Origin of the sequence: Cryobacterium sp. M15 (assembly GCF_002929675.1) — a bacterium.
In the GTDB taxonomy this organism is placed as follows: Bacteria; Actinomycetota; Actinomycetes; order Actinomycetales; family Microbacteriaceae; genus Cryobacterium; species Cryobacterium lyxosi.
In genome coordinates, this window is sequence record NZ_PJJW01000033.1 from 175,001 (window position 1) to 187,462 (window position 12,462).

Here is a 12,462-nt window from a genome sequence, read left to right on the forward strand (position 1 = left end):
ATACCGTCTTGTTCGTTAAGCCTGTAGGAGGCGGTTTTATGGTCGGCGTCCGTGGTCAAGGTCGGCGGTTCGACACTCGGGCTGCGTTGGGTAGTGCCACGCAGATCTTTTGGAAGCACGGCTATGAAGGAACGTCTATAGCCGTTCTAACAAAAGCGATGGGAATCACTACGTCAAGCCTGTATGCGGCTTTCGGGGGCAAGCGCGAGCTGTTTGACTCGGTAGTTGAGCACTATTCGGCTACCGACGGCCATTTCACTTCACTCGCGTTTGAAGAAGAAAAACACGCACGTCCATTGATCCGACGGCTACTCTCCGAAGCCGCTATTCACTATGCGGCAGGTAGCGGTCCTGGGGGGTGCCTTATCGTTAGCGCTGCTGTCTGCGTCTCAGATGCCAATCGAGATGTCGCCAAACCGCTCGAGGCGCATCGCACAGCAAACATACGGATGATTAAGGATCTCATCAGCATTGATATTGCGTCCGGAATTATTCCCTCGACCGTTAAAGCATCGAGTCTTGCCGATTTTGTCGGAACGGTACTGCAGGGAATGGCTCTACGCGGGCGAGACGGCGCATCTATTGCTGAACTTTCGGAGACCGCAACAATGACATACGTTTTCGTGGAACAACGCACCGCCTTGTGACGCAGGATTAGCACCCGAGGGCACCACTACTTGAGCTTCCCATTCGATGCTGAGCAGGTAGGAATTCCGAGGCGTTGCCGCCTCACCCAGATAAATCAGAAAGCCACACCAGGTGTTTCTCCTACACCGGGGACGGTTTGGGCCGCTTGCCGCACAGCCGGCCAGCCGCTTTGGCGACTCGCATCCCTTTGCGGATGCGTGGACGGATCAGGTCGGGCTCGAATTCAGCGACCATCGCGGGCACATTGAAAAGGAGCCTCTCTACTGGGTCGGTGGGGTCGTGAACGGAACCGCCGATACTGAGCTTCACTTCACGAAGGGTGAGGTCGTCGACGATGTCCTTCGCATCGCGAAGCGAGCGTGCCAGCCGGTCGAGCTTGGTCACGACGAGGGTGTCGCCAGCTCGGCAGGCGGCCAACGCTTCGCAAAGACCTAGCCGCGCCCGGTTAGTTCCGGTGAGGACCTAATCGGTGAACGTCTTCTCGAGCGATTCGCCGAGGGCGGTGAGGGCGTTCTTTTGGGCGGTCAGGTCTTGGTCGTTGGTGCATACGCGCGCGTTGCCGATAAGCATCCCAATCATGCTTCAGGCGTGTACCGTTTAGCCCCGGCGGATTCAACCGGTCGTTGCAACGATGGGCTTTTCTGGCTCTGGCTCTGGCTCTGGCTCTGGCTCTGGCTCTGGCAATAGTCGTTGCATGGCTTGAGCGGGTGTGCTGCCGTCGAGTGTTTTGCGGGGTCGATTGTTGAGTTCGGTAGCGACTTCGAGTAGCCGCTCGGGCGAATGAACGGATAAGTCGGTGCCTGTGGGGAAATATTGGCGCAGCAGCCCGTTGGTGTTCTCGTTGGTGCCCCGCTGCCACGGTGAATGTGGATCACAGAAGTAGATAGCTATTGCGGTGGCCAGCGTGATCTGCCGGTGCTGGGCCAGCTCGGTTCCTTGGTCCCATGTCAGAGTCTTCACCAAGTGTTCCGGAGACGTTTAATGGCTGCCAACAGCCCCTCGCGAACCGTGATCGCGCCGTGATCGCCGGGGAGGTGGACCAGCATTGTGAACCGGGTCTGACGCTCGACCAACGTAGCGATCGCTGACCGGCAGTGTGATCCCAAGATTAGATCTCCTTCCCAATGCCCAGGCACGGCCCGGTCGGAAACCTCCGCCGGTCGCTCGCTGATCATGGTCATGTCCGGGATCTTGCCGGAGTTCTTCGCAGCGGGCCGTCTCGGACGCCGGATGGCGCGGCCGGTGCGTAAATGCTGATGCAGATCACCGCGCAAGCCACCCCGGCCGCCCCCATAAAGCGCCTGGTAGATCGCTTCCGGGCTGACTCGCATTTCCTGCCGATCGGGAAACACCGCAGCCAGATGGTCACTGATCTGTTCCGGACTCCATTTCAGGCACAACTTTTTCTGCACCAAAAAAGCCAGTTCCGGATGGTCGAATTTGCTGGTCTTGGGACGACGTCCACGAAGCTCAGCCTGCTTCTGCGCCGCATACGGGGCGTACTTCGTCCGTGCCTGCGGGCCAGCCTTGGACCCGCCTCGAGCCAGCTCTCGACTGATCGTGGCAGCAGACCGGCCTACCAGGGCAGCGATCGCCCGCACGCCGGTGCCACCCAGGTGCAAGTCCGCGATCTGTAGTCGTTCCTCCAAGGACAAGTACCGCCCCGACCTCTCTGCCTCAGGAAGAGGGATCCGCCCACCCGTTGCTTGACGCCAACGCCGTCCAGTTCGTCGATTCACCCCGACAGCATCGCACGCTGCAGTCAGCGTCGAGCCTTGAGTGATCAACACCCAAAACCGCGCCTGTTTCTCCACCAGCTCATACTTCGACCACACATACAACACCTCACAAAATCGAGTGTTGCGACGACCAGTTGAATCCGCCCAGACTCGGTTCTGACGCTGTCTGTGTCCGGTGGTTACTCTGCGGACTTGACCGCGTGGCCACCGAACTGGTTGCGCAGTGAGGCGACGGCTTTCATCGCCGGGGAATCTTCCTGACGAGATTCGAACCGGGCGAAGATTGATGCGCTGATGGCGGGAACGGGCACGGCATTAGCTAATGCTTCTTCGATAGTCCACCGGCCCTCGCCGGAGTCATCGACGTATCCTTCGATACTGGTCAGGGCCGGATCCTCCTCAAGCGCCTGAACTAAGAGCTCGAGAAGCCAGGACCGAACGACCGATCCGCGCTGCCATGCCTTGAATGTTCCAGGGACATTCTTGATAATGTCGTCCCGCTTGGCGAGCAGTTCGTATCCTTCGGCGTAGGCCTGCATAAGGGCGTATTCGATGCCGTTGTGCACCATCTTGGCGTAGTGACCGGCACCGACCTCGCCGGCGTGCACGAAGCTTTCCTCACGCGGGCCGGTCGGACGCAGGGCGTCGAATAACGGCATGAGCCGGTCAACGGATGCCGCGCTGCCGCCGACCATAAGCGCAAAACCGTTCTCTTGGCCCCAGACTCCGCCGGAAACACCGGCGTCGATGTAGTCGATTCCTTTCTCAGCGAGAAGGGCTGCGTGCACGAAGTCGTCGCTGAAACGGGAATTACCGCCGTCGATGACCAAGTCACCGGTGCCTAGGAGTTCGCTGACCTCGGTGATGACGGTTTTTGTGATGGCGCCGGAGGGGACCATTACCCACACCGTTTTGGGCGAGGGAAGGGCGTCGATGAGGTCTTGGAGAGTCGCGACGTCGGACACGTCAGGGTTGCGGTCGTAGCCGGTTACTATCACGCCGTTTTCGCGGAGTCGGGCGCGCATGCTGACACCCATTTTTCCAAGGCCGATGAGGCCGATATGCATGTTCATGATGCTCATTTCAATCGTGACTTGTCGGGCGGAGGTGGTTTGAGGTGTGCTCATCAAACATATGCTTCTGGATCGACGCCTTCGGGAATTCGGATGTTTTCGTTGTGGTCCAAGACCACTGAGGCGACTATGAGCCAGGCTACGCTTCCATCTCCGGCTCGGAACCGCCGGCAGTGTCGTCCGCGTGAATTCGGTTCGGGCTTTGCGCAGCGCTGTCCTCGATGACGGCAATTGGGTGGGGATGCAAGCGGCATCGGAGTTGGTTCAGGTGCCGCCGGTCTGGACCGCTCGTCGCGAAAGAGATTTAATGTCGAATCAGGGTCACGGACCGTGTGCAACGGGAGATCTCGAGGTCCGTAGTCTGTCCGATCATGAATGGCGTGTGAGTGATCGCCGCTGCCACGAAAGGTCGCCCGAGAAAGTGCTTGGTTACATCGAGAAACGTGGTTCTACTTTTGACGTCATGAACATAGAGGCACCGCGACGATATACTATGTTCGATCATTTCGAGTCGGCGGTCGCTTCGTTTGCCGCAGTCTCCCCGACTTAGATTTTGCTTACGGTGTTGACACCCACTTGCCGATTCACTCGGCTCCGGGTGCGAGGCATTGACGTGTTCAGGCTGCGGGGTCCAGATGAAGCAAGAGCGCGTCGATTCAAGCTCTTCCTGGCACCATGCAGAATTGCTCATCAGAAATGCGACTGTCTTAATTTAAGTGAGATAGGACATTACGGGAGCCCTATTCAGCAGATTCTGCAATGGATACATTACTTGCTGACTTGATATCTATTATCGATCATTACACCCGGCAAATCACCCGATATATCCTCCGCGAAAAGCTAGCCGCGGTCATGTCCCATTGGGTGGATGCTCCTATTGATGTCAAGCGGCCTTTGGGATGGGATTCGATTGTCGGGATTGGTCGTCGAGCCAGGCGCTGAAGGTGGTTTCCAGGTCGGTGTCAGCGCGTTGCCCGATCTCGAGTCGGCGTAGGCGCTGGTAGGGGACGTTGAGCTGTTTGGCTGCGTCGGTGAGGACGATGCCGAGGGTTTGGCGGCGTTGCCGCAGCCACGGTCCACTAGGCAGAGGGACCGCGGGATTTTGGGTGAGTAACGCGAATATTTCGTTGGCGACGTGGCGTTTGAGGCAGCGGACGATGTCGCGGTCGGAAAGGCCTTCAGCGGTGCGGCGGGCGATGTAGGCCATAGTCCGGGGTTCCTTGTGGCGTTTGCGCAGCAGGACGATACGGTGCAGGGCTGCGTTAGCTTGCCGGTCACCACCGCGCGAGAGACGAAAACGCTGGCGCTTTCCCGAAGATGCCGGAATGGGTGCGACGCCGCAGAGGGCAGCGAACTGCGCCTTGGTGGAGATGCGGTCTGGGTTGTCGCCGGCAGTGGCGAGCAGGTGTGCGGCGACAAACGGGCCCACACCGCTTGCGGCCATGAGAGCCGGATTCTGCCGGCTGGCGAGTTGGCCAAGTTGACTGTCGATAAGAGCAATATCCGCCGTCAAGACCTGATGGCGTTGCGCGAGGCGTTTCGCTGATGCCCGCACGATCAGCTCCGGAGTGGTGCCCGATGTGGGTCGTGTTCGTGAAAGAGCAACCGTGAGTTTATTACCGTCGAACCGGCGAAAATCTTGCCGGATGGCCTCGGGCGCGCTCACCAACAGGGCATGGATCTGATTGATACTGGCCGTGCGCGCCTTCGTGGCAGAGGAGCGTTCCGCAAGTAAGACCCGCATCGACTCAACGTCGCCATCGCGTTGTTTCGGTGTTGACAACCCGCGCCCGGCCAGAACCGACATCGCCGCTTGGTGGGCGTCGAGGGGATCGGATTTGCCGCGCAGCCGACGCTCGGCACGGTTGGCGCGATTGACCTCAAGCACGCGCATTCCGGCATTGGCCAAAACGCGGGCAAGTTCCGCACCGTAGGAACCGGTGCCTTCGACGCCCACAGCATCCACGATGCCGTAGGCGTGGAGGAACTCGATGATTTTGCGGTAGCCGCTTCCGACTGCGAGAAACTCCCGGTCGGCGATCGGTTGTCCGTGGTCGTCGACGATAGCGACGTAGTGCGTGTCTTTGTGGGTATCCACCCCGGCAAAAATGATTCGTGGTGACTCGGCCGCGATGGTGAATTGTGGCGGTTCACTAATTGCAACTGTCATAACTTCGGTACTCCCGTTTCTTCGTTGAAGGGAAATCACCGTTGGGTCGGGAGGGCAGACAGCACAGAGGTGAGACTGGTCGCCAGGCTCCTATCAAGTCATGTCAACCCGATCAAGCGGCATTAGCGGCTCTGGTGCGGCGGACAGATCCACTCAAAGACAACCTCGAAAGGAGTCAGTGTAATTTTGAGTCACCCCGCACCAGAGTCACATCCAGTATCTCTGTGGAGTTTCCCTGCCTTGAGCGTTGCTTCGTCAACGCGAGGAGCCATCGTGCGATGGTCAGTGAGTACCGACTAAAGCAACTCACAAAGGACACCACACGATGGCTCTAGACCAGTCTGCCCTGCTCACCCTGCTGGGAGAACTCAAACTCACCAATGTCACCGACCGCATCCGTGTCGCGACCGAAACGTTGTACCAAGAACTGATCGATGCGGAAGCGAGCGCATTTATCGGCGCTGCCCCGTTTGAACGCTCCGGCGACCGCACCACCTACCGCAACGGCACCCGGCCACGGACGTTGAGCACCACGGCCGGGGACCTCGACCTGAAAATCCCGAAGCTGCGCGCCGGGTCGTTCTTCCCCGCCCTCTTGGAGCGCCGCCGCCGCGTCGACCAGGCCCTGTTCGCGGTCGTGATGGAGGCCTATGTCCACGGCGTCTCGACCCGCAAAGTCGACGACTTGGTCAAGGCGCTCGGCGCTGATACGGGGATCTCCAAATCGGAAGTGTCCCGGATCTGCGCCGGCCTCGACGCGGAAGTGGCCGAGTTCCGCGACCGGACCCTGGCCGCGCAGGACTTCCCCTACGTGTTCCTCGACGCCACATACTGCAAAGCGCGCATCGGTCATCGCATCGTGTCCCAAGCAGTCGTCGTCGCGATCGGCATAGCCGCCGACGGACGCCGGGAAGTGCTCGGGTTCGACGTGGGCGACAGTGAAAATGAAGGCTTCTGGACGAGCTTCCTGCGGTCGTTGAAAACCCGCGGTCTCGACGGAGTGAAGCTCGTCATGTCCGACGCCCACACCGGGCTGAAGAAGGCCATCGGGACCGTCTTTCAAGGCGCCGGCTGGCAGAGATGCCGGGTGCACTTCATGCGCAACGTCCTCGCCGTGGTCCCGAAAGGATCCCAGGAGATGGTCGCGTCGATCATCCGCACCATCTTCGCCCAGCCCGACCGCGAGCACATCGAGAAGCAATTCCGTGAGGTCACCACGATGCTCGGTCGCTCGCACCCGAAGGTCGCTGCGATGCTCACCGATGCCCAACCTGACCTGCTCGCGTTCGCTGCTTTTCCGCGGCGTCACTGGCGACAGATTTGGTCGACCAACCCGTTGGAACGGGTCAACAAAGAGATCAAACGCCGCACTGACGTCGTCGGTGTCTTCCCCAACGCTGCCGCCCTGCTGCGCTTGGCAGGGTCTGTCTTGATCGAGCAGCATGACGAGTGGGAAGCCGGCGAACGTCGCTACTTCTCCGAAGCCTCGATGCTCGAGCTGACCACCATGAACAACCCCGTCGAGGTCATCGACGAGGCGGTGATCCTCCCCGAACTCGCTGCCGCCTAAACTAAACCAACTGACCCGCACGGTGACGATGAATTACACCACCCAGCGGGACGTGACCCTAGCCGCGGCTCATGACTTGGGTGTGCGGTCTGTTCAGAACCCACTCGAGAACGGCCGCACACACTTCGCTCCCTCTGTGTCCGGACGCGCTTGGGACAGGCGGCCGTACGCTCGGCGGTGGAGGCGCTCCCCGCTTACAGCACTGACGCCGATGCTGGAACGACCTAGGCTAGGCAGCATGACGGTCGAACAGGTTGAGCAAGGACCGCGCCAAGTCGCGCGCACTGTCGAGGTATCGGCTTCGGCTGACGACGTCTTCGCGTTGGTGGCTGATCCGCACCGTCACGGTGAGCTGGACGGCTCGGGCACCGTAGGTGGCACAGTGTCGGGGCCGCGGCGGCTCAGCCAGGGCGCACAATTTTCGGTAGCGATGAAGCAGTTCGGCGTCCCGTATCGCATTACCAGCACGGTGACGCGCATCGAGGAGGGTCGGCTTGTGGAATGGCGTCACCCAGCGGGCCACCGGTGGCGCTGGGAACTCACGGCGCTTACGCCCACGTCTACGCGCGTCACTGAGACGTTCGACTACAGCACCGTCCCAGCCGTGCAGGGCAAAGTCTTCGAGTTGCTCGGCTTTCCTCGGCAGAACGCCGCCGGCATCGAAGCCACCCTGCGCCAACTCGCGTCGCGCTTTGCTCGCGCTTGACTTGACGGTGCTCACGTCCTGACCGGACACCGAGGCCCCCGTCTGCACGGGCGTACGCCTCGCCAGATGCTGCCAGCGGTGCGTTCGGGAGGTGCCCCTATGTTTTTGTCAAGCGGCCAGTTGGTGTTCAGTTTCGTAGAGGGTGCCGTCGCGGAGCATGGCGCATAGAACATCACACCGGCGTCGGGCGAGTGCCATGCGGGCTTGGTCGTGGCGTTTGCCTTGGGCGATTTTTCGGTCGTAGTAGGTGCGGGAGACGGGGTCTCGGAGTGCTGCGACGGCGGACAGGAACAGGGCACGTTTGAGGATCTTGTTTCCTCGTCGGGAGGGATGTTTGCCGCGGATTGAGCTGCCGGAGCGTCGGGTCACGGGTGCGAGGCCGGCGCAGGAGGCGAGCTGGCCGGCGGTTTCGAAGTGCTTGCCGGCGACCTCGGTGAGGAGCCGGGCTGCGGTCCTGTCGCCGACTCCGGGCATGCTCGTCAGGACGGGGGAAAGAGGGTGGTTGTTCACCAGCTTCTCGACCTCGACGACGATGTCGGACCGTTGCCGGCGTAGGGCAGCGAGCTGTTCGGCCAAGCGTGGGAGGACCGTCGCTGCGGCATGGGTGCCGACGACCACGACAGTTTGTTCGCCCAAGGCGTGGGTGATTTCCTGTGCTAGGCGGCGGCCCATCCGTGGGGCCAGCTTGAGCAGCCGGGTGGCCATCCGCGTAGTGCCGGCTGTTTTCATCGCCGCTGGTGACGGGTAATGCTGGAGCAGATCTAGCATCGCCGGGGGGTCCAGATGCGGGCCCACGACCCGCTCCAACGCTGGGTCAATCTGGGTGAGCAACCCGCGAATTCGGTTGCTGGTCGCCGTCATCTGCCCACGATGTCATCGTCAAAACCACACAGCATCGACAGCTCCGCGACCGACTCATCAGCCAGGTGGATTGACCGCAACGCATTCGGCAGCGTTCGAGCGGCTTGGGCGATAATCGCTGCGTCGCGGGCATCGGTCTTCGCCTCCCCGGGGTGCAGGTCGGCGATGCGCCGCATCGCAAGGCCGGGCAGGTAGCCGACGAGGATTCTTTCGGCTTGGGCGACGGTGATCGGCAGGGCGCCGATCGTGGCCGGTTGGTCGACGATGACGAGCACCGTACCGGACTGTTTCAGCTTCTGCAGCACCGCCCGCATCTTGCCTTCGTCGTTCGGTAATGCTTTGTCGAAGAGGACCTTGCCGGCCCGGTTCAGGGCGACGGCGTGGTGTTCGCCTTTGCCAACGTCGACACCGACGAACACGTCGACGCTGTCATAGTTTTCGATCATGACTGCTCCGCTCCACTTGTATTCATGGCCTGGTCTGCGGCGTCAAGTCTCGGCATCCACGTTACGAACGAGCTCGGCTTTACGCTTAGTCGAGCCCCTATCAGCGATCAGCCGACGCCAATCGAGTCCGGTGCCCCCCCGGGATTATCAACGACTGGGGGCAACAATCATGCCGGACCCGACAGGCCAACTCCCTCAGATACTCACACCATCCGAGGTTACGAACAAGGTAACCGGGCGTCCCTCGTGGACTTCCTCGGGTGCCGCACTGGTGCGGCGATCAAGCAGCTCCTTATGCGTGCGGGACCCGCAAGAGACCTGCGCCGTTCTGAGCATTTTCTAGGCCATTACAGCGGCATCACTATACCGGGTGAGATAGAGCACCTCACCGGCCCATCGAACGAGTGCTGATCCACGGAGCGCGAAAACGCGCGGGGTTTGCGGTCATGCTGGTCCAGCACTTTCGATTTCTTCGGGTGCCTTGGATGAGGGTGTGGGTGAACGATCGGGGTATCGCGTGCGCACGATCAAGATTGCGAGGACGACCGAGTGAAGGATGCCGATGCTCAGCACGATTACGCCACCGCCTTGCTGATCCTGGAGAGAATCCACTCCCCACGGACCGGCCAGGGCCCCATACCAATCCGCTTGAAGGAGCCCGGTACTTGTAGAAAGCACAATTCCCAAAATAGTATAGGTCGCTATGACCATCGCTACCGCAGACAATCGCACCACGAATGACGTGGGTGGAAGTGCGCGCGATCGAATGACTGACGTAGCGACAAGCGTGCCGACGAAAAGAAGGTAAACAATCACCCACTGATGCCCGATGTGATCGGTAATGCCCCACCCAAGCAGAGGCGGGTAGTAGAAAGCCACGAGTGACGCCAAGAGGATACCGGCGGCGGCGAATGGGGTGGTCGCGAGGGAGATCAGACGCGAACCGGCGATCACCGTGATCCATTCTCGGCCTCCGCGGCTTCCGTCAGTGCGGCTTCGGATTGTTTGATTGGCCAAAACCAGCGGGGCCGCTAAGACGAGAAATAGTGGAATGATCGCAATCAACATCATCTGAGCGACCGTCTGTGCGCTGAAAAGAAATTCACGGTAGGCGTTGACGCCGCCGTTGCTTACATAGAGAAGAGCAAGGACGCCCACAAGCCAGAACGATGTTCGGTGTCGGGGCCAACTTTCCCCGCGTTGATGCAGCCGTCGCACGCCCGCCAGATACACGAAGATTCCGGCGCAGCACAACAGAACCCAGATGGGATCGAATCTCATTTCCAGCAGGTAGTGCCAGAGGGTCGGAGCGGCGGGCAGCGGATAATCGACGATCTTTTCAGCCAACGTCGCGTAGGCGGTCGGGACGTCAGGACTGGAATCATCGGTCCGAGTCAAGGCGGCAGCGAGACCTGAGGCGATACCTAATACGAGCAGCTCCCCTGCGACGAGGGCCCAGAAGTATTTGACACTTCGCGCCTGGTTGGACGCCATCCGCGAAATGAGCCAGCGGCGTTGGACGAAACCCGCCACACCCAGAACCAGAAGGGCTACACCCTTGCTAACCACCAGAAGCCCATAAGGGGACCAGAGATTCTCGAAGGTGCCGACCAGTATCGCTGTCTGAAGGAAACCGGACGCGGCAAGAACAATGAAAAAGATCAGGGCAAGGGTTGAAAACCGTCTCACCACCACGACCAAGCGCTCAGCCTTCAATGCTGGGCGTAGAGCTACGAGCGCCGTCAGACCGCCCATCCACACTGCAGCGGAAATGATGTGCAAGCCGAGGGCAGCCATCGCGGGGCCTTGCGCTGCTCCGAAATTCGGGTGGCTGTTGAAGGTCAGCGGAACTAGGCCCGCGACCGCCAACACGGTCACCCACGCCACTGCACCGACATTTGCAACAACTAGACATAGAACGGTAACGGCTGCCGCGATCAGCACGGTCATTAGCCACGTCTGACCGAGTCCCACCGTGGTCAGGAAATAACCAAACTGGGGGCCGAAGGAGTCATCAGAGAGCGACACGCCTGGTGCAACATCCAGATAAGCCAGGATGGCTGAGGCCACCGAGGCCATGGTCCAAACCGCTGCTGATACGGCGGCAAAATTCAGGGCTTTCCGGTACTCCAGCGTTCTCGGGCTCAAGCCAATACAGGTGAGAACCAGAGTCCCAATGGCACCTGCGGCAGCGAGACTAAATATCAGCTTGACTACGGGCAACACCCATAACACCATCCCGGCGGATTCACCCGGCAGAGGAAGATGTGCAGGCACGTGCGTCAGGAAGCTCGGCAGGAGAGAAAGCGGAAAAGTCCCTGTGGGAATGGCAATTCCAATCAGTGCTGACATTAGGCACGCCTAATTCATCTCGGGCGTTCAGCGACGTCGATCCGGCTCACTGCCAGATCAGGACCAGTTAACCAGCGCTCTCCCTGCTGGTGACCACATGGCACGGCGTACGGGCTACGCATCAGGAAAATACTCCTAAATAATGGACGGCAAACGACGCCGACACTCAAGCGCCTTGCAGAAAGAAACAACTCATGAACTGTAAAGCCTAATAGTTTATTACTGGCCGACTCGTCGCGCCCGAGTTGTAAACACGAAGCGGAAATTCTCGCAATCGTGTCTCAGATAGCTCGAGCGAGTCCTGTGAAGCACCGCCATCGTGAAGCTGCAACGAAATGCTCCCTTCTAGGAAAATGAAGTTCTACGTTTTCTCAGCAGCGTTGGCTTAGAGTCCGATACAGATGCGTTCGAAGGATGCAGGCCTCTTAGACACCCGGCCGGACCGGTAGATCCCATATTTTCCAAAACTGAACCTTAGATGGAAGCCAAATGAACAGTGTCAGAGCCAGCATGATAGCGGCAGCTACTACCGCAGTGGCCCTGACCCCGTTGTGTGGACACCTGGTTACTGTTATCGGCAGTGGTTCAACCACGCGTAGCGTCTTTTCACCCCGTCACGTCCGGCTGGCTGTCTGTCCGTCCAAGCTGACGTAGCAACATCCGCTAATTCGGTGCGGCGATCCTGGCGTTTTCCGAGCAACCGTCGTTGTTTATTCTTCGATCCGCGCAGCTGCGTAGTTGCGTAGTTGCGTAGTTGCCTCGGAATGTTGTCATTCGATGGGAATGATTCTCATGATAGATCGGGTGATCTTGACGCCCGCCGGTGACGGTTTTCCTGAGTGACGACGATCATGTGCGGCACGGTTAGTCCCGCCAAACCGATGAACACGACCTGCA

6 protein-coding genes and 3 pseudogenes are annotated in these 12,462 nt (G+C 59.8%); 3 read left to right on the top strand and 6 right to left on the bottom strand.

The genetic code is table 11. The features are described 5' to 3' along the window. Positions 1 to 8: 8 nt before the first annotated feature. A complete protein-coding gene (locus CXY83_RS05710) occupies positions 9 to 647 on the top strand; it encodes a TetR/AcrR family transcriptional regulator (RefSeq protein ID WP_233200627.1) in 639 nt (212 codons plus the stop codon). A 130-nt stretch (positions 648 to 777) separates the two neighbouring features. Here CXY83_RS05710 and CXY83_RS05715 read toward each other — a convergent pair. The 4 genes and pseudogenes from CXY83_RS05715 to CXY83_RS05730 form a co-directional block, all read right to left on the bottom strand. Beyond that, positions 778 to 1,227: pseudogene (locus CXY83_RS05715) on the bottom strand (recombinase family protein); the annotation flags it as partial. Between the two features lie 33 nt (positions 1,228 to 1,260). Then, positions 1,261 to 2,387: pseudogene (locus CXY83_RS05720) on the bottom strand (IS30 family transposase). Between the two features lie 179 nt (positions 2,388 to 2,566). Next, positions 2,567 to 3,454 (bottom strand): phosphogluconate dehydrogenase (NAD(+)-dependent, decarboxylating), encoded by an 888-nt coding sequence (gene gnd, locus CXY83_RS05725; protein WP_104196435.1) that lies wholly within the window; start codon positions 3,452 to 3,454, stop codon positions 2,567 to 2,569. An 889-nt stretch (positions 3,455 to 4,343) separates the two neighbouring features. Further along, complete coding sequence (locus tag CXY83_RS05730; RefSeq protein ID WP_233200629.1) at positions 4,344 to 5,630, bottom strand: IS110 family transposase; 1,287 nt, start codon at positions 5,628 to 5,630, stop codon at positions 4,344 to 4,346. 325 nt (positions 5,631 to 5,955) lie between these two features. On the opposite strand from CXY83_RS05730, the gene CXY83_RS05735 reads away from it, so the two are divergent. Further along, positions 5,956 to 7,200, top strand: a complete 1,245-nt coding sequence (locus tag CXY83_RS05735; protein ID WP_104196415.1) for an IS256 family transposase — start codon at positions 5,956 to 5,958, stop codon at positions 7,198 to 7,200. Between the two features lie 238 nt (positions 7,201 to 7,438). After that, positions 7,439 to 7,906 carry an SRPBCC family protein gene (locus CXY83_RS05740; RefSeq protein ID WP_104196416.1) on the top strand — a complete coding sequence of 156 codons (468 nt, stop codon included), beginning with the start codon at positions 7,439 to 7,441 and terminating at the stop codon, positions 7,904 to 7,906. 108 nt (positions 7,907 to 8,014) lie between these two features. Here CXY83_RS05740 and CXY83_RS05745 read toward each other — a convergent pair. Both CXY83_RS05745 and CXY83_RS05750 read right to left on the bottom strand, forming a co-directional pair. Then, a pseudogene (locus CXY83_RS05745) lies at positions 8,015 to 9,213 on the bottom strand (IS110 family transposase). A gap of 444 nt (positions 9,214 to 9,657) precedes the next feature. After that, a complete protein-coding gene (locus tag CXY83_RS05750) occupies positions 9,658 to 11,565 on the bottom strand; it encodes a cytochrome c oxidase assembly protein (protein ID WP_104196417.1) in 1,908 nt (635 codons plus the stop codon). Positions 11,566 to 12,462: the final 897 nt, after the last annotated feature.